The 19,409-nt window shown below is 72.6% G+C and carries 13 protein-coding genes and 2 pseudogenes; 6 read left to right on the forward strand and 9 right to left on the reverse strand.

The features are described 5' to 3' along the window. Positions 1–1,051 (reverse strand): annotated as a pseudogene (locus tag ACFZCY_RS42330) (Lrp/AsnC family transcriptional regulator). Positions 1,052–1,297: 246 nt separating this feature from the next. Between ACFZCY_RS42330 and ACFZCY_RS42335 the strand changes: the two are divergent. The 4 genes and pseudogenes from ACFZCY_RS42335 to ACFZCY_RS42350 all read left to right on the forward strand — a co-directional run bounded on the left by ACFZCY_RS42335 (position 1,298) and on the right by ACFZCY_RS42350 (position 5,697). Then, a complete protein-coding gene (locus ACFZCY_RS42335; RefSeq protein WP_391186423.1) occupies positions 1,298–2,503 on the forward strand; it encodes an amidohydrolase family protein in 1,206 nt (401 codons plus the stop codon). After that, a pseudogene (locus ACFZCY_RS42340) lies at positions 2,500–2,904 on the forward strand (AbgT family transporter); the annotation flags it as partial. The gene ACFZCY_RS42335 and the pseudogene ACFZCY_RS42340, both read left to right, overlap by 4 nt. Positions 2,905–2,948: 44 nt before the next feature. Continuing rightward, a complete protein-coding gene (locus tag ACFZCY_RS42345; protein WP_391186426.1) occupies positions 2,949–4,085 on the forward strand; it encodes an AbgT family transporter in 1,137 nt (378 codons plus the stop codon). A 175-nt stretch (positions 4,086–4,260) separates the two neighbouring features. After that, positions 4,261–5,697, forward strand: coding sequence for an amidase family protein (locus ACFZCY_RS42350; RefSeq protein ID WP_391186428.1), 1,437 nt, complete (start codon positions 4,261–4,263; stop codon positions 5,695–5,697). A 54-nt stretch (positions 5,698–5,751) separates the two neighbouring features. On the opposite strand, the gene ACFZCY_RS42355 is transcribed toward ACFZCY_RS42350, so the two are convergent. Continuing rightward, positions 5,752–7,002 (reverse strand): amidohydrolase, encoded by a 1,251-nt coding sequence (locus ACFZCY_RS42355; RefSeq protein ID WP_391186431.1) that lies wholly within the window; start codon positions 7,000–7,002, stop codon positions 5,752–5,754. Positions 7,003–7,218: 216 nt separating this feature from the next. On the opposite strand from ACFZCY_RS42355, the gene ACFZCY_RS42360 reads away from it, so the two are divergent. Next, on the forward strand, positions 7,219–8,115 hold the full coding sequence (locus ACFZCY_RS42360; protein WP_391186434.1) for a hypothetical protein: 897 nt from the start codon (positions 7,219–7,221) through the stop codon (positions 8,113–8,115). Here the strand turns inward: ACFZCY_RS42360 and ACFZCY_RS42365 are convergent. Continuing rightward, the gene (locus ACFZCY_RS42365; RefSeq protein ID WP_391186438.1) at positions 8,112–11,927 is read right to left on the reverse strand and encodes a WD40 repeat domain-containing protein; all 3,816 of its coding nucleotides are present in this window, start codon (positions 11,925–11,927) and stop codon (positions 8,112–8,114) included. The genes ACFZCY_RS42360 and ACFZCY_RS42365 overlap by 4 nt on opposite strands. Positions 11,928–12,317: 390 nt before the next feature. Between ACFZCY_RS42365 and ACFZCY_RS42370 the strand changes: the two genes are divergently transcribed. Beyond that, positions 12,318–12,797 carry a hypothetical protein gene (locus tag ACFZCY_RS42370; RefSeq protein WP_391186441.1) on the forward strand — a complete coding sequence of 160 codons (480 nt, stop codon included), beginning with the start codon at positions 12,318–12,320 and terminating at the stop codon, positions 12,795–12,797. Here the strand turns inward: ACFZCY_RS42370 and ACFZCY_RS42375 are convergent. The 6 genes from ACFZCY_RS42375 to ACFZCY_RS42400 form a co-directional block, all read right to left on the reverse strand. Then, positions 12,764–14,014, reverse strand: a complete 1,251-nt coding sequence (locus tag ACFZCY_RS42375; RefSeq protein ID WP_391186445.1) for a cytochrome P450 — start codon at positions 14,012–14,014, stop codon at positions 12,764–12,766. The genes ACFZCY_RS42370 and ACFZCY_RS42375 overlap by 34 nt on opposite strands. After that, positions 14,011–14,211 carry a 4Fe-4S domain-containing protein gene (locus ACFZCY_RS42380; RefSeq protein WP_391186448.1) on the reverse strand — a complete coding sequence of 67 codons (201 nt, stop codon included), beginning with the start codon at positions 14,209–14,211 and terminating at the stop codon, positions 14,011–14,013. The genes ACFZCY_RS42375 and ACFZCY_RS42380 overlap by 4 nt, the downstream gene beginning before the upstream one ends. Positions 14,212–14,311: 100 nt before the next feature. Beyond that, positions 14,312–14,974: a TetR family transcriptional regulator gene (locus ACFZCY_RS42385; protein ID WP_391186451.1), complete on the reverse strand. Its 663-nt coding sequence runs from the start codon at positions 14,972–14,974 to the stop codon at positions 14,312–14,314. A gap of 163 nt (positions 14,975–15,137) precedes the next feature. After that, positions 15,138–15,908: an SDR family oxidoreductase gene (locus tag ACFZCY_RS42390; protein ID WP_391186454.1), complete on the reverse strand. Its 771-nt coding sequence runs from the start codon at positions 15,906–15,908 to the stop codon at positions 15,138–15,140. Between the two features lie 23 nt (positions 15,909–15,931). Then, on the reverse strand, positions 15,932–17,578 hold the full coding sequence (locus ACFZCY_RS42395; protein WP_391186457.1) for a hypothetical protein: 1,647 nt from the start codon (positions 17,576–17,578) through the stop codon (positions 15,932–15,934). Next, on the reverse strand, positions 17,575–19,404 hold the full coding sequence (locus ACFZCY_RS42400) for an NAD(P)-binding domain-containing protein (RefSeq protein ID WP_391186459.1): 1,830 nt from the start codon (positions 19,402–19,404) through the stop codon (positions 17,575–17,577). The genes ACFZCY_RS42395 and ACFZCY_RS42400 overlap by 4 nt, the downstream gene beginning before the upstream one ends. Positions 19,405–19,409: the final 5 nt, after the last annotated feature.

Genomic DNA, 19,409 nt, shown 5'->3' on the forward strand with positions numbered 1-19,409 from the left:
TCATGGAAGCGCTCCCACGGCCGGTGGCACCCCACAGGACAGCGGGACGATCCCCACGGAGCGTCCCTCCTCGTCGAGCAGCCGACCCATGTGTTTGACCGTGCGCAGGACCAGCGAACGGTCGTCGATGGTCAGGCGGGGCAGCCGCCGGGCCAGATGCGCCTCGAAGGCGTGGACGTCGCCCAGGGCGCGCAGCCAGACGTCGATCACCAGATTGTGCGGGCCCGCCATGATCGCGCACGCGCGGACCTCGCGGAAACCGGACAGCACACGGCTCGTCTCCTCCAGGTGCTGGGCCGGAACGGACGCGAAGTAGACCGCGGACAGCGGCCATCCGAAGGGCGAGCGGGCGAGGTCGCAGCGCAGGCTCACCCGCGACGGGAACAGCGACTGCAGTCGGCGGCGCACGGTGGTGAGGCCCACATCGGTCGCCGCCGACAGCCTGCGCATCGACATGCGGCCGTCGGCGCCGAGCAGTTCGAGGAGGCGCGCGTCCAGAGCGTCCCAGCCGGCGCCGGCATCGGTCCCCGGCCGGGACGGCGGGGGCAGGGCCGCGTCCATCCGCGCGCACTGGTCGCCGTCCAGGTCGCGCAGCCGCCAGCGGCTGCCCTCCGTCGGCATGCCGGTGGAGATGTGCGCGCGTCGCCCGCACCCCGGGCGTCCCCTGGAACAGCCGGGTGGTGAGGCCGAGCAGTCCGTCGAGGTCCGGGACCTGCACCTCGGCGATCAGATCGCGGCCGCCCGAGGTGAGTTTGACGTTGACCATCGCGTGGTCCGCCGCCAGGGCGTGGGCGACGTTCGGCGCGGCGCCGGGCTCCGTATCGACCTCGATGACGCCGGTCGCCACGACCCGGGAATTGGCCAGCCGGGGATGCGCGGTCACCCAGGCGAGTCCGGCGTCCGCCAGGCGCTGCCAGCGCCGCGCGGCCGTCACCGGGTCGACTCCCAGCACATCACCGACGAGCGTCCAGGGGGCTCGGGGGTGGATCTGCAGGGCGTGCACGATGCCGCGGTCGAGCTCGTCCAGCTCCGGCGCGGCGCGATCCCGCACCGCCGGAGGATGCGCGTTCCTGCGGGTTTCCCCGGAATCGCGGCTCAAAGCTGCATCGTCACGCCGGCTCTTCTTCTGCATTCGCACACTGCCTTTACTTGTTCCTGTAACCGGAGGAGTGATCCCGCCCGCCATGACGGATGCCACGACGGATGCCATGACAGATGCCATGACGCACGAGACCGCCAGGACCGCACTGCGCGTTCACCCCACGCCCGGCTCATCGACGGCACGGGGGCGTCTCCCGTGGACGACGCGGTCGTCACCGCCGACGCCGAAGGGACGATCACGTACGCCGGACCCGCCACGACCGCGCCCCCGGTGAGCCCGGCCTCCCCGGTCCGGGAGGTCGACGCGGGCGGCCGCACCGTGCTGCCCGGCTTCTTCGACTGCCACGTCCACCTCGCGTACGCACACCGGGCCCACCCCGGCCGCCGTGGCGAACTCGATCCGGTACTCGTCACCCTCGACACGGCCACCCGGCTGCGGCAGACCCTCGACGCGGGCATCACCACCGCCCGCGACCTGGGCGGGCTGTCGGCGGGCTTCCGTACCGCGGTGGAGACCGGACGGATCGTGGGCCCGCGGTTGCACACGGCCGTGGCGATCATCGGCCACACCGGCGGCCACTCCGACTTCCGGCTGCCCGACGGCACCGACCTCACCGGCGGCGAGATGGCCCATCTCGCCGACACCGTCGACGAATCCCGGCTCGCCGTCCGCAAGGTGCTGCGCGCGGGCGCCGACGTGATCAAGATCTGCGCCACCGGCGGCATGGCCAGCCCGTACGACCAGCCCGAGGACGAGGGGCTGATGGAGGAGGAGATACGCGCCGTTGTGGACGAGGCGCGGCGGCACGGCGGCAAACCGGTCGCCGCCCACGCCCAGGGCACCGCGGGCATCCTCAACGCCATCCGCGGCGGCGTCACCAGCATCGAGCACGGCTACGGGCTGGACGACCGGGCGCTGGACCTGGCGGGTGAACGCGGGGTCTTCGTCGTACCGACGCTGTCCGCCGCCTTCGCGCGCATCGACAAGGCCACGATGCCGGACTACCAGTACCAGAAGAAGACCCGCTGGTCCGGCATCACCAAGGAGAACATCTCCCGGGCCATCGAGCGGGGTGCCCGCGTCACGCTCGGCACCGACGCGGCCATCGCCCCGCACGGCGTGAACCTCAAGGAGCCGGCCCACCTGGTGGAGTTGGGCATGGACCCGATGGCGGCCATCGTCGCGGGCACCCGCACCTCCGCCGAACTCCTCGGCCTGGCCGACCGGCTCGGCACCCTGACCGCGGGCCGCACCGCCGACCTGATCATCTGTGACGGTGACCCGCTCACGGACATCGGCCTCCTCGGCGACTCCGCCAACGTCGTCTGCGTCGTCCAGGACGGCGTGATCCGCAAGGAGCTGCCGCTCCCCACCGCCACGTCCGTAAGGCAGCCGCAATGACCTCATCGCCCGGCCTCCCCACGTCCGTTGTGAAGCCCGACGGCGGCAAGCCTCCGGCCGGCCGCGGATCCGGCGGACTCGACCGGCTGCTCTCCCTGATCGAGCGGGCGGGCAACGCCCTGCCCAACCCCGTCATCCTGTTCGCCGTGCTCTTCGCGCTGCTGGCCGTCGTCTCCACCGCGCTCGACCTCGCCGGGGTCTCCGCCGCCGTGCCCGGCACCGATCAGTCCAAGCACATCACCGGTCTGCTCACCGGCGAGGGGCTGCGCTGGCTGCTGGATAACCTGGTCCTCAACTTCGCCACGTTCCCGCCCATCGGCACGGTGCTGACCCTGTTCATGGTCGTCGGGCTGGCGGAGAAGGCCGGCCTGCTGGACACCGTCATGCGGGCCACGCTGGCCCGCGCCCCCAAGGCCGTCCTGCCGTACGCGGTGGCGATCGTCGCGTGTCAGGCACACGTGATGACGACGTGGCCGCGCTCGTCTTCCCGCCACTGGCGGCCATGGCCTTCAAGAGCGCGGGCCGCCACCCCGTGGCGGGTCTCATCGGCGCCTTCGCCTGCGTCAGCGCGGGGTACGCCGCCGGGTTCACCGTCGGCTCGCTCGACGCCAACTACGTCGGCATCACCCAGCAGGCGGCCTCGACGCTTCCCGCCGGCGACGGGCTCCACATCCACCTGCTCATCAACTACTTCTTCACCGCGTCCAGCAGCATCGTGCTCGGCCTGCTCGGCGGTTTCCTCATCAGCCGCGTGATCGAACCGCGCCTCGGGCCCTACCGGACGGCCGAGGGCGAGCCCGAGCCGGAGGACCTGGCCCTCACCCCCGCCCAGCGCCGGGGCCTGCGGTACACCGGGCTCGTCGTCGCCGTGTACCTGGCGGCGATCCTCGCCCTGTGGCTGCCCGCCGGGGCTCCGCTGCGCGGCGAGGGCGGAGCGTTGCTGCCCTCCCCGGTGCTCACCGGAATGGTCCCGATCGTGTTCGGCGGCTTCCTCCTGGCCGGCATCACCTATGCCCGGGACGGCCAGGACCGTCACCGGTGCCGACGAGCTGATCACGTCCGTCGCCGACTCGCTCAGGACCATGTCGGCTACCTCGTCATGATGTTCGTGGCGGCCCAGGTCATCGCGCTCTTCAACTGGTCCAACGTCGGCATCCTGCTCGCCGTGAAGTCCGCCGCGTTCCTCAACGCCATCAACCTCACGGGCTTCTGGGTCATCGTGGCGTTCGTCGCGCTGACCGCCTGTCTCAACCTCTTCATCGTCTCCGGGTCCGCCCTGTGGTCCCTGGCCGGGCCCATCTTCGTCCCGGCGTTCATGCTGCTCGGGATGAGCCCCGCGCTCAGCCAGGCGGCGTTCCGTATCGGCGACTCCGCCACCGGCATCCTCACGCCGATGAACCCGTACCTGTTCGTCATCCTCGCCATGCTCCGCCAGTACGAGCCCGAGGCCCGGCTCGGCACCCTCATCGCCCGGCTCGCGGTCTTCGCCGTGCCGTTCCTGGTGGTGTGGCCGGCGATCCTGGGGGTGTTCTACGGGTTCGGGCTGCCACTCGGGCCCGGTGCGCACATCGGCCTGAAGTGACCCCGCGGCACGACCGGCCGACGGCACCCTCTGGGTGTGCAACATGGCGCCTCCGTCGTCGGTCGTGCGGGGAAGCTAAGCCCGTCCGGCAACGGCTGCCACGCATCCGTTCCGCTCAGTGAACCGGTCCGCTTGACCGGCCTTCCGCCGTCCCCGCAGATGAGGAGAGAACCGCATGACCACGCCGGCCACGATGGACGCGCTGGACCAGGCGGACCTGGTCCGGCGGGGCGAGGCCTCCCCGCGCGAACTGGTCGAGGCCGCCATCGAGCGCATCGAGGCGACCGATCCCCGGATCAACGCGATCACACACCGGCGGTACGAGCGGGCGCTCGCGGAGGCGGAACGGGTGCGCCGGGACGCCCCGTTCGCGGGGGTGCCCACGCTGACGAAGTCCCTCAGCGACAGCGAAGGCGACCCGGCCACGTTCGGGTGCGCGTCGGTGGCCCGGCGCGGCCGGGTCGCCCGGGAGGACTCCGTGGTCAACCGGCGCCTGAAGGAGGCGGGCTTCCTCGTCCTCGGCCAGACCTCGGCTCCGGAGTTCGGGCTGCTCTCGGTCAGCGAGAGCCGGCTCCACGGTGTGACGCGCAACCCGTGGCGCACCGATGTGACGCCGGGTGGCTCGTCGGGCGGCGCGTCGGCCTCGGTGGCCGCGGGCATGGTGCCCGTGGCGCAGGGCGGGGACGGCGGCGGCTCGATCCGGATGCCCGCCGCGTTCTGCCATCTGGTCGGGTTGAAGCCCAGCCTGGGGCGCGTCAGCGCGGGTCCGGGGAGGTCCGGCCGATGGGGGCACAGCGTCCCGGCCGTCGTCACCCGGACCGTGCGCGACACGGCGGCGGTGCTCGACGCGGTGAGCGGTGGCGCCCCGGGAGACCGGGGCGGACCGGCGCCCCTTCCGCCGGGCGGCCTGGCCGCGATGGTCGGCCGTGAACCGGGACGGCTCAGGGTCGGTGTCCTCGCCCACGCGCCCGACCACGCGCCCCAGGTCGTGGACGCGGTGCGGGACGCCGTACTCGACACGGCCCGGATCCTCGAACGGCTCGGGCACGCGGTCGAGGAGGCGCACCCCGCCCCCATGCTGGATCCCCGGTGCCTCACCGCGTTCTTCGACGCGCTGAGCGTCACAGCCGCGCAGAGCGTCGAGGCGCTGACCAGGGAGTTCGGCGAGCGGCCGGGGCCCGGCGACCTCGACCCCGTCACCCGGTTCTGGGTGCGGCGCGGACAGGAGATCACAGGGCTGGAACTCGCCGACGCCCTGGCCTGGCAGGACGGGTTCCGGGCCGGTATGGCCCGCTGGTGGCAGGAGTTCGACCTGCTGCTGAGCCCGGTGTTCGCCACCCCGCCGAAGCCGGTGGGGTGGCCGTGGCGGGAACCGGACGGCCTCCAGAAGTCGGTGGACGTGCTCACCTTCACCGCGCCCTTCAACACCACCGGTCAGCCCGCGATCGCGGTACCGGCGGCCCTGACCGAGTCCGGCACCCCCCTCGGCGTCCAGCTGGCCGCGGCCTACGGACGGGAGGACCTGCTGGTCGGGGTGGCGGCGCAGCTGGAGGCGGAACGCCCCTGGGCGTCGCGTCGCCCACCGGTGTTCGCCGCCGCCTCCCGGCCCTGACCGCCGCTTGCCCTGTGCTCAGGTACGCATCTGAGCTCAGGTACGCATCTGAGCTCAAGTACGAATCAGCGAGGCGAGGATGTCGATCGCGGTCGGGATCGCCTCCTCCGCGACGTCGAAGGTCTCGCTGTGGTGCGGGCCCGGGCTGCCCGCTCCGACCAGCAGATACGCGCCCATGCCCCCGCGCTGCTGGACGTGCCTGATGAGGAGGTTGGCGTCGTCGCTGCCCGAGAACGCCCGGGTCCGGACGACCTCGGTGACATCGTCATGGGCGGTGGCGACCTCCACGATGCGGTCGATCATCCGGTCGTCCGGTGTGACGGTCGCGGACTGGCCCATCACCACGACGCTCGTGCGCACCCCTTGCGCCAGGCCCGCGCCCTCCGCGATCGCGCGGACCCGGTCGACCAGTTCGTCGACGATGTCGTCATCGGTCGCCCGGGCCTCGCAGGTCATCACCGCGGAGGAGGGCACGATGTTCACTCCGTCACCGGCGACGAGCGTGCCGACATTGAGCCGGGTGTCCGCGGAGTTGAAGCGCGGGATTCCCATGATGCCCAGCGCGGCCGTGGCCGCGGCGAGCAGCGCGTTGCGTCCGGCTTCCGGCGCCCCGGCCGCGTGGGACGCCTTGCCCTCGAAGTCGACCTTCAGCTTGCGGGTGGCCAGGCCGCCGGTGAAGCTTCCGACCACCCCGCCGACGGCCGTGTCCCCGGCCATGTGCACGGCGAGCATGTGGTCGATCTCGTCGGCCACCCCGGCGTCGATCATCGTCTGCGCTCCCCGGACCCCCTCTTCGGCGGGCTGGAACAGAACCCGCAGCGAACCCGCGAAGTCGCGGTCCGCCAGCCGGTGCAGCAGGCCGACGCCGATGGTGGCGTGGGCGTCGTGGCCGCATGCGTGCATGGCGCCGTTCGTGGCGGCGAACCCGTTGGCCACCGGGAAGTGGGCGGCATCGGACGATTCGCGCATCGGCAGCGCGTCGATGTCGACGCGAAGCCCCCAGCGCGGCCCGGGGCGGGTGCCCACCAGGTCCACGACCAGCGCGGTGCCGTTCTCCCGGAAGTACCGGACCCGGTCCTCCGGAACACCCGAATCGGCCGCTCGGGCCGCCCAGGTGTCCAGGGTTTCCGGGGCCGGGAAGTTGACGACGGCGGAGAGGTCCTGGGCGGCCTTCCCCGTGAGGACACGTATCGGCAGGCCCTCGAGGGCTTGTTCGATCCGGGCCGCCGTGCCGATCTCCACGAACGCGGGCTCCGGATTCCGGTGCAGTTCCCGGCGCAACGCGACAAGCTGCTCAAAGTCCACCAGTGGCCTCTTTTCTCCTCGGTGTACGGCCTCCCGTGCGGCCGCCTGCCCCGAGGCTAGACGCCCCGGTCACCACTATCGACGGCCGCGTCCCGCCTACCGGGAAGCGGGCGTTGTTCACGGTTGCGGACCGGGTGACCGAACAATCCGTGCCGCGTTGAACTGGGCCCGCGGTGCCGGTGTCGGCCCGCGAAACCACGAAAGAGAGGTCGTCGCATGTTCACAAGGGGGAGCGTCGCGGTGATGACGGCCGGGCTGGTACTGGCCCTCGGCGGCTGTGGAGGCGGGACGGACGAGAAGGCCGGCGCGCCGGACAGGAGGTCGGCCGAGCCGGCGCCGGCCCGGCCGCCGTCCAGGGAACTGGTGAAGTGGATCGGCGGCCTGTGCGAGTCGACGCGCACGCTCAAGAACCTGCGGACGAAAAGCGCGGCGGATCTGAAGGAGATCCGGGGCATGGACGAGGCCGATCTGACCGCCCGGTCCCGAGCGGTCGGCTACCTCGCCGGGACACCGTCGGCGGTGGACGACGTGGACCGTGACCTGAACGACCTCGGGCCGTCCGGTGTTCCCGCGGCCGACCGGCTGCTCGACGCCTGGCAGAAGAAGCTGAAGCGCGTCGTGCCCCAGCTCGACGCGATGTCCCCGGCTACGGCCTTCAACGACGCCGAGGGCAGTGTCGCGGAGGCCGACAAGCTCATCCGGTCCCTCACCCCGCCCGAACCGGATCTGCCGGCGCTGACGAAGAAGTACCCGCGGCTCGCGGCCGCGCATCAGCGCGCCGAGCAGTGCGCCCCCGGCTGGAAGCCGACCGAGGAGACGGCCTCGCCCACGCCCGACCCCACCGGCCCGCTGCCCAAGGCGGCGGACGGCAAGAACACGGCCGCCTGTTCGGACGGCGAGTGCGAGGTGCTGATCACCTCCGCCGCGGACATCACGGCGAACGGACTGAGCGTGCATGTCACCGTCGGGGACAGCTCCGTCACCTTCCAGACCTCGGGCACCGTCATGAACCTTGGCGGTCAGGGCGGTGTGGCCACGTTCGGAGACACCCTGAAGGCGACCGTCGTCGCGCAGAACGAGGACGGCGCCGTGCTGAAGTTCAGCACCCCCTAGGGGGTGTCGCACACCTCCCGGTAGCCGAGTCGTGGGAGATGTTCCTGCCATGTGGCGCGAGTGAGGACGCCTCCGGTTCGGCCGCAGACGGAGGCCGCCGCGCGGTCGGCGTCCAGGGGCCAGATCCGGGCCGTCAGGTCGTAGCCGACGGAGGCGAGGGCGTCGCCCTTGGGGCTGAACGCGACGGAGGTAACGGTGTCGAGATGGCCGGTGAGTTCCTGACCGGCCATCTCGGCGCGGGCCGGGTCGGCCACGTCCCACAGCCGGACCGTGTGGTCGCCGCCGCCGGAGGCCAGCGTCCTGCCGTCCGGGGCGAAGGCCACCGACCTGACCGGCCCGCGGTGCCCGGTCAGCTCCTTCCCCGCCTGGCGTGCGTGGTCCGCCCGTGCCACGTCCCACAGCCGCACGGTGCGGTCGTCGCCGCCCGTCGCCAGGGTCTTGCCGTCCGGGGCGAAGGCCACCGCGTTGATCTGCTCACCGTGCCCGGTGAGGGCGGCCCCCGCAGGCCGTGCGCGCGCCCCGTCGCCCACGTGCCACAGCCGCACCGTGCTGTCCTCGCTGCCGGTGGCCAGGGTCCGGCCGTCCCGTGCGAAGGCCACCGAGGTGAGGGCGTCCGTGTGGCCGCGCAGCGGTGCGCCGAGCGGACGTACGCGGTCCCGCCGCCGTACGTCCCACAGCCGAGCCGTGCCGTCGTCTCCGCCGGTCGCCAGCGTGCGGCCGTCCGGGGCGAACGCCACGGCGGGGACGCCGCCGTCGTGCGCGTGCAGGGGGTCGCCGAGCGGGGCGGGACGCTCGGGTGCGGACACGTCCCACAGCCGTACGGTGCCGTCCTTCGAGCCGCTGGCCACCGTGCCGCCGTCCGGGGAGAACGCCACGGCCAGCACCGCGTCCTCGTGGCCGAGCGTCCGTGGGAGGCGGCGCGGGCGGTCCGGACGACGTACGTCCCACAGGCGGATCAGTCCGTCGTCGGTGCTGGCGGCGGCGAGCAGGCGGCCGTCGGGGCTGTAGGCGACGGCGGTCAGCGGGTTGGTGAAGTCGGTGAGGACGGTCGGCGGCCGGTGCCAGAGGCGGACACTGCCGTCGCCACCGGTGCTGGCGAGGGTACGGCCGTCGGGGCTGAAGGCCACCTCCCATACGGCCTCCGTGTGGCCGGTCAGCGGCTCCCCGAGCTGCTGCGGATAAGCGGGATTGGCCACGTTCCACAGGATGGGCGAGTCGTCCTCCCCCGCGGTCGCCAGGGTCTCGCCGTCGGGGCTGAAGGCCACCGACATGACGGGCGCGGTGTGCGCGGTGAGCGGTTCACCCAGCGGCTGGACGCGGCCCGGGGCGGAGGCGTCCCACAGCCGTACGGTCTCGTCGAAACCGGCCGTGGCCAGGGTCCGGCCGTCCGGGGAGAAGGCCAGGGACCAGACGGAGGAGGTGTGTTCGCGCAGCGGCTTGCCGAGCGGCGTGAGCCCGGCGTCCTCACCGACCCGCCACATCCGTACGGTCCCGTCGTAGCCGCCCGTGGCCAGGGTTTTCCCGTCCGGGGCGAACGCGACGGCCCGGGCGCTGCGTGTCTCGGAGCCGTCGGCCTCGGCGGGCTTGCCCAGTGGCGTGGGGCGGGCCGGGTCGCTCAGGTCCCACAGCCGTACGGTCCCGTCGTCGCCCGCGGTGGCAAGCCGCCGGCCGTCGGGGGCGACCGCGACGGACACGACGTCCTCCTTGCCGTGGCTGACCAGCGGTCGGCCGAGAGGGCGGGGCCGCGACCGGTCCCGTAGGTCCCACAGCTGGATGCCCCCGCCCTCCCCGGTGGCCACCAGCAGGTCGCCGTCCGGCGGGGAAAAGGCCACCGCGCCGACCCGTCCCGTACGCAACCGCAGCGGCTCACCCAGCGGCCTTTCCCGGTCCGTGTCCCACAGCCGGACCGTGCCGTCGTGGCCGCCGCTGGCGAGGGTGCGGCCATCGGGCGCGTACGCCACGGAGCTGCCGAGACCGCGGTGGCCGGGCAGCCGGGTGGCCAGCACCCGGCCCGCGTCCGAGGCCAGCCGGGTCCTCAGGTCCGGGGTGGTGCGCATGCGGTACGCGGCGACGTCGAGGCGGGCGGCCAGGCCCGCGTCGGTCTCGCGGACGCTGTCGGCCTCGGCGGTGAGGCGGCCGAACACGGCGTCGTCCCGCTCGTTCTGCGCGGTGACGCGCGCCTGGAGCGCGACGACAGCGGTACCGGTGGCGAGCAGCACGAGCGCGGTGAGTACGGCCACGACTGAACGGCGCAGCCGCACGGCGCGGTGCCGCCGCCGGAGCGAGGCGGTGAGGAACTGCCGCTCCAGCGGGGTGAGTTCATCGCCGCGACGATCCTCCGGCCCGGTGTCGCGCGGGAAGGCGTCGCGGGCCGCCGTCAGGCGGGAGCCCGCGTAGAGCGCGGCGTTCTCCCGGCCGAGCACCTGCCACGTGCGGGCCGCCTCGGAGAGCGAGCGGTGGACGCGCAGCCGGTCGCGTTCGTCGTCGATCCACGCGCACAGCCGGGGCCATGCGGTGATGAGGGCTTCGTGGGCGAGGTCGACCGTGCCGTCGTCGAAGGTGATGAGACGGGCCCGGACCAGGCGTTCCAGCACCACTCGGGTGTCGGCGGGGCTGCCGAAGTCGAGTTCCGCGTGCTCGGTGGGGCGACGCGTGTCCGGGGTGCTGTCTCCGGGCGCGACGAGCCTGAGCAGGATACGGCGGGCCAGCTCGGCCTGGGGATCCGTGAGTTCGCCGTACACCTGCTCGGCCGTACGGACGACGGCGCCGCGCAGCCCGCCCGCCGCCTCGTACGCGCTCTCGGTCAGGGCCCGGCCGCTGCGGTGACGCCAGGTCTCCAGCAGGGCGTGCGACATCATCGGGAGTCCGCCCGGGGCGCCCTCGACCTCGTCCAGCAGGCGTTCGGTCAGGGAGCGTTCCACGATCAGGCCGTCCGCGGCGGCCGGGCGGACGATGGCCTCCCGCAGCTCGGCGCGGCTCATCGGCCCGGCGAGCAGCGTGGCGTCCTGGAGCGCGGCGGTGAGGCCGGGGTGTTCGGCGCAGCGGCCGAGGAAATCGGCCCGCACCGCGATGACGACGCGCAAACGGCTGTCGGGGGCGGTGGCGGCGACGAGGCGGTCGATGAAGGTGTCCCGGTCGGCCGGGTCGGCGCCGAGGGTGTACAGCTCCTCGAACTGGTCGACGATCAGCCAGGTGTCGGCGTCGGTGCCGGCTACGGGCAGGAGCCGGTCGGCGTGGGTGCGCAGCGGATCCGCACCGGGCGCGAGGATCCGTACGGCCGCGGGAGGACCGTCGCCGTCGGGGCACTCCCGCGGGGCCCGCAGCCAGGGGATCAGCCCGGCGCGCAGCAGCGAGGACTTGCCACTGCCGGAGGGGCCGAAGACGGCGGTGAAGCGGTGCTTGCGGTTCAGCTCGGTCAGCCGCTCCACAAGCCGGTCGCGGCCGAAGAACAGTTCGGCGTCGGCCGGTTCGAACCGGGTCAGGCCCCGGTACGGCGGCCGGGAGGTGTCGTCCGCGGCGGCCTCGGCGGCGAGCTCGGCCGACGCCTCGCCCCAGCGCCGCTCCCACTCGTTCACATCGCCGCCGCACGCCTTCACATAGGCGAGCGTCACCGCGCGGCTGGGCAGCTGCTTCCCGGCCGCCGCCTGCGACAGCGTGGTCACCCCGTACCGCGTCCGCTCGGCCATCGCCCGGTACGTGGGCCTGCCCGCGGACTCGCGCAGCGCACGCAGCCCGGCGGCGAACCGCGGCACCGTCCCGGCCTCCGGATCCAGCTCCCCCTCGGTGCGCCCGGGCCCCGGCCGTCCCGCCATGCGCCCGCCCTCCCCTCGTTCACCGTGCCGCCGCCGGGGCATCACCCGGCGTGGCCGTCCGGGCGCCCACGGTAGGTAGTCGCAGGGGCGGCCGCAATCGAACTACCGGTGTACCGGCGGGCGGGGCAAGGGGCGTTCACCCGATCTTCACTCTTCTTCTCTCTTCTTCCCGGACCGTTCGTGCGGTTCGTGTCTCGGGGTTGTTCGGTGCGGGGCCGGGGCCTGCTGAACAACCCCGTACGGCGGTCGAATACCCGGAGGACGTGGCCAGGACGGGCCAGAGTGCGTCCGAACCCCGCGAGGGGAGGGTTCGGACCGGCCCCCTGTCCACGACCTGCCGGAGCTCGACAACGACAGCGACACGAAACCGAAAGCGTGAGGTGATCCGCGATGCAGACCACTCCCTCCCCGTCCGCCACACCCATGACGGCGCGCATGCCCGGGGCCCTGATCTTCGTTCTCGTGGTCGTCGCCGCGCACGCGCTGGGCACGGTCTTCGGCGGCTGGGCCATCCTCGAGGAGAACGAGAGCAAGCAGGAGCACGGGCAGGATCTGCTCTTGCCGATGGGGATGGCCTGGTTCGTGGCGCTGTTCTGCTGGGGGCTGGCGGCGCTTCAGGTCGTCTGCGTCGTACTGGCTCGTCAGCGCCGCGCCTGGGTCCGTGTGGTGCTCATCGTGTGCCTGGGCTTCGTGGCGCTGTCGACGGGCGCCGGTTTCCTCGGCTCGCTGGCCGCCGGGGCGCCCAACCTCGCGGTGTTCGTGGTCGCGGGCATCGACGTGGCGGCCCTGTGGACGGTGTCCGGCGGGACCGCCCGCCACTACTTCTCCCTACGGCGTCACCAGGCCACGGGCAGTTCGTGGACCCCGTAGACGAAGGAGTCGTGTTTGAAGGGGATCCGGTCCAGGCCGGTGGCCAGGCGGAGGGTGGGGACGCGCCGGTAGAGCGTGCTGTAGACGACCTGGAGTTCCATGCGGGCCAGCGGCTGGCCCAGGCACTGGTGCACGCCGAAGCTGAAGGTGATGTGACGGCGGGCGTCGCGGTCGAGGTCGAGCCGGTCGGCGTCGGGGAAGATGTCGGGGTCGCGGTTGCCCATCTCGTTGAGCAGCAGCAGCCCTTCGCCGGCGCGGATGGTGTGACCGGCGACCTCGATGTCCTCCAGGGCGACCCGGCGCATCCCGAGGTGCGGGATGTGCAGGTAGCGCAGCAGTTCCTCGACCGCGCCCGCGACGAGCTTCGGGTCGTCGCCGTCCCGGAGGCGGGCCAGCTGGCCGGGGTTCTCCAGCAGGGCCAGGGTGCCCAGGGCGATCATGTTGGCGGTGGTCTCGTGCCCGGCGAACAGCAGGAGCACGGCCATCGAGGTCGCTTCCCGGTGGGTCAGCGCGCCGTCCTCGACCTTCGCGGCCAGGTCGGACAGCACGTCCTCGCCGGGGGTGTCGAGCTTGGTGTCCAGCAGTCCGCCGAGGTAGGCGCTCAGCCGGCCGTTGGCTTCGGCGCGCTGCCCGGGCGTCGAGGAGCGGGTGATGATGGCCTTGCTGTTGGCCTGGAAGAACGCGTGGTCGTCGTAGGGCACGCCGAGCAGTTCGCAGATGACCAGGGACGGCACCGGCAGGGCGAAGGCCTCGACCAGGTCCGTCGGGTTCGGCCCGGACAGCAGGTCGTCGATCCGGTCGTCGACGATCTTCTGGACGGCCGGGCGCATGGCCTCCATCCGCTTGATGGCGAACGCCCCGGTGACCATCCGGCGCAGCCGCGCGTGCTCGGGGTCGTCCATGTTGATGAAGCTGAGGCCGTGGCCGTCGGCGGGCGCCTCCTGGTCATCGGCGTACGGCCGCTCCGGGCGCGGGAAGCCGGGCAGGGCGGGGACGACGCTGAGTCTGGGGTCCGACAGCAGTGTCCGCTGCTCGGCGTACCGGGTCACCACCCACGGGGTGCTGCCGTCCCGCAGCCGGACCCGGGTGAGCGGGCCTTTCTCCCGCAGCGCGCGGAACGCCGGGGGCGGGTCGAAGGGGCATCCGCGCGCCCTGGGCATGGGGAATTCCGGGAGCTCGGCGCCCTCGTCGCTTGCGGCGTACCGGGGGCTGGTCACGCGTCCTCGCTGACCTGGATCGCGCCCGCGGGGCACACCTGTACGCATTCACGCACCGCGTCGTGCTGGTCCTCGGAGGGGGCCGCGTCGAGCAGGATCACGATGCCGTCCTCCTCGCGCTGGTCGAACACCTCCGGCGCGATCATCACGCAGCTGCCCGCGGCGCAGCACTTCTCGTCGTCCACCGTGACCTTCATCGCGGATGCCCCTTCGTCGGTTCGTTGACCCGCACAGGTAAACCCGACGACTTAATCCAGTCAAGCGGACGGTTTAAACGATCTTGGGCGACCCTCTTGATCAAGCCACCCCGGAATCGCTGGTGACCGGCGCCTGCCAGAGGGCGACGATGACATCGATGAGACCGTTCGCCGTCTCCCGCCAACTGGCCCTGGACGTCGGCGCGTTGTCCGCGAGCGCGCGCTCCCGTTCCGCGGACATCTGCGTGATCAAGTGGCGTGTCATGGCGGCGCGCTCGGCGTGCACCTCGGCCGGAAGGTCGGGCAGACAGCGTTCCAGGCCCTCCTGCAACGTGCGCATCGACGGCGATCCGGCCGCGAACTCCTCGACGGTGACCGCCCGCAGGGCCGGGTCGGCCGTGACCTGGGCGATGAACCGGGCGTACCAGCTGGGGGTGCCCAGGGCCTCCAGATGCCCGGTGACCGGGCGGACCGCGCAGGCCACCCAGTCCCGCAGATCGGTGGAGTCGCCGATCTCGGCCATCATGCGCAGCCGCCCCGCCTCCATCTTCTCTGCGTGCCTGCGGGCAAGGGCGCGCACCAGGTCGGTCTTGGTGCCGAAGTGATAGCTGACCGCGGCGTTGTTGCCCTGCCCGGCGGCCGTGCTGATCTGGCGGTTGGCGACCGCGTGCACCCCGTGTTCGGCGAACAGCCGCTCCGCCGCGTCCAGGAGCGCTTCCCGTGTCGCGCTGACCTGCTCGTCCCGCCGCACCCTGCCGGCCATCGCCACCACCACTTCGGGACATCACACCGGTCCGCGGAAGGCCCGTCCCCCAGGCCACCGCGGATCCTCGACCGGGTCGGCGAGGTCGAACGAGGAAAGCGTACGCAATCAGTACGCGATCACACCGCCGACCCGGGCGAGGCGCCGCCCGCGCCCCCTGCCGTCAGACGGCCGCCCAGGCGTCGTCGACCGGGAGCACGGCGCCGTTGACGAACGAGGCGGCGTCGGAGGCCAGGAAGACGATGGCGGCGGCCTGCTCCTCCGCCGACCCGAACCGGCCCATGGTGGCGCCGATCAACTGCCCCACCACGGCGGGCCCGTGGGCTTCCTCAGCGGCATCCACCCGGATGGCGGTCGCGGTGGGCCCGGGAGCGATGGCGTTGGCACGGATGCCCTGCCCCCGGTACATGACGGCCAGGCTTTTGACCAGGCCGACGATGCCGTGCTTGGAAGCGGTGTACGCGGCGCCCGCCGTACTGCCGCGCAGACTCGCCTCCGAAGCGGTGAAGACGATCGACCCGCGTCCGGCGGCCAGCATGTGCGGCAGAACCGCGCGGGTCAGCAGGAACGGCGCCGTCAGGTTGATCCGTATGACCCGCTCCCACTCGGCGTCGTCGGTCTCGCCGAGCGCGGACATGCGGTCCATGATCCCGGCGTTGTTCACCAGCACGTCCACGCCGCCGAAGGCCTCGACGGCCCGCTCGGCCACGCCGTCCACCACCCGCTGATCGCTCAGATCGCCGACGACCGCGAGGGCGGTTCCCCCGGCGGCCTCGATCTCCCCCACGACCCCCTCGGCGCCCGCCCGGTCGACATCCGCGACCAGCACCTTCGCACCGCCTTGCGCGAACTGCAGGGCCGTGGCCCTGCCGATTCCGGACGCGGCGCCGGTGACGACGACACCGCGCCCTTCAAGACCCGTAGTACTGGTCATGTGACCCCCACCTTCTCCCTGTGTCAAGGCTTCAGCTGCCATACCGTCCCCTCCCCGTTGGCCGAGAGCAGGAGGGAGCCGTCCGGGCCGGTGGCGAGTCCGGCGAACGGGCGGGGAGCGCCGACCATGCCGTGCGCGAAGAGCGCGGGCGCGGTGCGCGGAGCGGTGCCCGGGGGCTGTCCGACGGGCAGGTCCTCGGCCTCGGTCCGGCACTCCCCCGTGCTCAGCGAGATCGCGGTGAGCCTGCGCGGCCCGGTCTCCACGGTGAACAGCGTGTCGCCGAGGACCGCCAGCCCCTGGGGCGCGCCGAGCCCGTCCGCGACGACTGCCGTCGTCCCGTCCTCGTCGATCCGCAGGACGGCCCCGAGCCGGTCGTCGCTCACATGGCACCGTCCCCGGGCGTCGAAGTCCACGTCCACCGGGTGGCCGAGCCCTTCGGCGAGGACGGTGACGGTGTCGCCGTCGTCGATGGACACGACCCGCCCGGCGCCCGCCTCCGCGACGACGAGTGAGCCGTCCGGTCCCACGGCGATGCCGACCGGCTCGTTCAGGCCCGTCACCCGCTGCCGCGTGGTCCGCTGCCCGGGGTCGTAGGTGTGGACGTCGCCGTACTGGGACGTGGAGTGGACGAGCCCGCCCGCGTTGGTCACGCCGTGGACGAAGGGCATCAGGGTGAGCGAGGTGACGCCGCCCTCCTCGCCCGCCGCGTCGGCGGTGACCGGCTCGCCCTCGTCGACCGGCGCCGGGCCGGCCAGCCGGTAGTGGTCGGCCACGTACACCGTGCCGCCGAGGTCGACCGTCACACCGTACGGGCCGTCGAGTCCGCGCGGGACGATCTCCCGGGTGCGGCCGTCGGGGTGCAGTTCGGTGATGCCGCCGCTGGCGTAGCTGGAGACGAACATGCGGTTCTCCGCGTCGAACGCCGCGTTGTCCAGACCCACCAGGCCGCTGGTGACGAGCGTGCGGGAGCCGCTGCCGTACAGGTCGATCCGGGTGACGATGCCCTCCACCCCGCGCGACAGGACGTGCAGCACCCCGCCCTGGTCGAAGCGGACCGCGACCGGCTGGTGCACATCCTCGGCGACCACCTCGGGCACACCGCCGTCCGGCGGGATCCGCCAGACCTGGTTCGTCATCATGTGCGGGTAGTACAGCAGGCCGTCCGGGCCGAGCTGCATGGCGTTGCCGAGGGCGAGCCCTTCGGTGAGCACCACGGCCTCGCCGCCGTCCGGGAACAGCTCCAGCAGCCGGCCGCCGGGCCGCATCTCGTTGACGAAGAGCCGGTCCCCGACGCAGGTGATGCCGTTGACCACCTTCACCTCGTCCGAGACCACGGTGTACGCGCCCTCCGGGCTGCGCCGCCACACGCGGCCGGGGATCAGGTCGGCGATGTACATCGACCCGTCCGCGCCGAAGGCGAGGTCGTCCGGGGACTGCACCGGGCCGTCCATCGGGACAACCACCTCGACGTCCCCGGTGGCCGGGTCGACGGCGCTGATCTGCCCGGCGAGGTACTGGGCGACGTACAGCCGCCCGTCCGGGCCGAAGGCGACACCGTTCGAACCCCACAGCGGGCTCGGGTGGTTGAGCCGCCGGGCGCGCGGGCGCGAGCCGGGGACGGCCGTGTCGTCGCCGGTGCCTCCGAAGCGGTTGTGGCCCCGCGCGCTCACGCTTCCTCCGCCCCGGCCAGGACGTCGTCCATGCCACCACTGGCGCGCCAGTGCCGGAGCAGGTCGTGGAAGGCGACCGGCCCGTCGGCGTACGCGTTGCGCTTCTGGGGCATGCCCTCGTTGTTGTAGTAGCCCGGGGTGCACTCCGCCTGGAACGCGTGCAGGTCGGGGGCGTTCTCCCGGAGGACGGCCAGCCACGCGTCCTGTGCCGCGGAGGTGGGTTCGACGTACCGGGCCCGGCGCTTGCGGGCCGCGGTGACCATCTCGGCGACGTGGTGGGCCTGTTCGTCGAGGATGTGGACGTAATTCACGGAGGACGCGTTCTGCAGCGGGCCCAGCTGGAAGAGGTTGGGGAAGCCGTGGGTGCAGAAGCCGTGGAGCGTCTTGGGGCCGTCCGCCCAGGCCTCGGAGAGCGGGACGCCGCCCCTGCCGTACACCGGCAGCCGTCCGGAGAGGATCCCGGAGACGCCCACCTCGAAGCCGGTCGCGAAGATGACGCAGTCGACCTCGTACTCGGTGCCGCCGACCACGACGGCGGTCTCCGTCATCCGCTCCACGCCGTGGGTGTCGGCGGTGTCGACGAGGGTGACGTTGGGCCGGTTGAAAGTCTGGAGGTAGTGGTCGCTGAACGTGGGCCGCTTGCACATGTAGCGGTACCAGGGCTTGAGCTTCTCGGCCGTCGCGGGGTCCTCGACCACCGCTTCGACGCGGGCCCGGATCTCGTTCATCTTCTGGAAGTCGGCGATCTCGTACAGCCGTTCCCGGTCCTCGGCCGGGACGTCGCCGTAGGCGTTGGTCGGGATGAGCTTCTCCTGGAGCCGGGCGCTGCTGGTCCAGGAGTCGTTCACCAGGTCCTCATCCGCCCGGACGCCCGTGACGACCTTGAGGAAGTTCTCCATCCGGTGCCGCTGCCAGCCCGGCTTGAGCGCCTCGGCCCAGTCCGGGTCGGTGGGGCGGTTGTCCCGTACGTCGACGGAGGAGGGCGTGCGCTGGAACACGTAGAGGTGCCGGGCGTCATCGCCGAGGTGGGGCACGACCTGGATGGCGGTGGCGCCGGTGCCGATGAGGGCGACGCGCTTGTCGGCCAGCTTGTGCAGTCCGCCGTCCGCGTCGCCGCCGGTGTAGTCGTAGTCCCAGCGGCTGGTGTGGAAGGTGTGGCCCCGGTAGGTCTCGATGCCGGGGATGCCGGGCAGTTTGGCCTGGCTGAGGGTGCCGGTGGAGGTGATGACGTACCGGGCCCGTATGCGGTCGCCGCGGTCGGTGGCGACGGTCCACTCCAACCGGTCGTCGTCCCAGCGGAGTTCGGTCACCTGGGTCTGGAAGCAGGCGTCCTCGTAGAGGCCGAAGTGGCGCGCGATGGCCTGCGCGTGCCGCCGGATCTCCTCCCCCGGCGCGTAGCGCCACTTCGGGACGTAGCCGACCTCCTCCAGCAGGGGCATGTAGATGTACGACTCGATGTCGCAGTGGATGCCCGGGTAGCGGTTCCAGTACCAGGTGCCGCCGAAGTCCCCGCCCTTGTCGATCACCCGGATCGACTCCACGCCCGCCTGCCGCAGCCGGGCGGCGGCGAGCAGACCGCCGAACCCGCCGCCGACGATCGCCACCTCCACCCGGTCGTGCAACGGCTCTCGCGTGAACTCGGGGTCGGCGTACGGGTCCTCGGCGTAGTAGCCGAACTCGCCGCCGACGCCCCGGTATTGGGCACTGCCGTCGGGGCGGATCCGGCGCTCGCGTTCGGCGCGGTAGCGGGCGCGCAAGGCCTCCGGATCGAATCCCAGGTCCCGCGGCGGCCGGGGCGGGGTGGAGGAGGTGTTCGGGGCGGACATCGGCG

The sequence above is a fragment of the Streptomyces sp. NPDC007983 genome, from assembly GCF_042958345.1.
Taxonomy (GTDB): Bacteria; Actinomycetota; Actinomycetes; order Streptomycetales; family Streptomycetaceae; genus Streptomyces.

Excerpts from the sequence above, each read along its gene's own strand:
- ACFZCY_RS42350 (WP_391186428.1), top strand. The coding sequence starts at position 4,261 with ATGACCACGCCGGCCACGATGGACGCGCTGGACCAGGCGGACCTGGTC.
- ACFZCY_RS42360 (WP_391186434.1), top strand. The coding sequence starts at position 7,219 with ATGTTCACAAGGGGGAGCGTCGCGGTGATGACGGCCGGGCTGGTACTG.
- ACFZCY_RS42365 (WP_391186438.1), bottom strand. The coding sequence starts at position 11,927 with ATGGCGGGACGGCCGGGGCCCGGGCGCACCGAGGGGGAGCTGGATCCG.
- ACFZCY_RS42370 (WP_391186441.1), top strand. The coding sequence starts at position 12,318 with ATGCAGACCACTCCCTCCCCGTCCGCCACACCCATGACGGCGCGCATG.
- ACFZCY_RS42380 (WP_391186448.1), bottom strand. The coding sequence starts at position 14,211 with ATGAAGGTCACGGTGGACGACGAGAAGTGCTGCGCCGCGGGCAGCTGC.
- ACFZCY_RS42385 (WP_391186451.1), bottom strand. The coding sequence starts at position 14,974 with ATGGCCGGCAGGGTGCGGCGGGACGAGCAGGTCAGCGCGACACGGGAA.
- ACFZCY_RS42390 (WP_391186454.1), bottom strand. The coding sequence starts at position 15,908 with ATGACCAGTACTACGGGTCTTGAAGGGCGCGGTGTCGTCGTCACCGGC.
- ACFZCY_RS42400 (WP_391186459.1), bottom strand. The coding sequence starts at position 19,404 with ATGTCCGCCCCGAACACCTCCTCCACCCCGCCCCGGCCGCCGCGGGAC.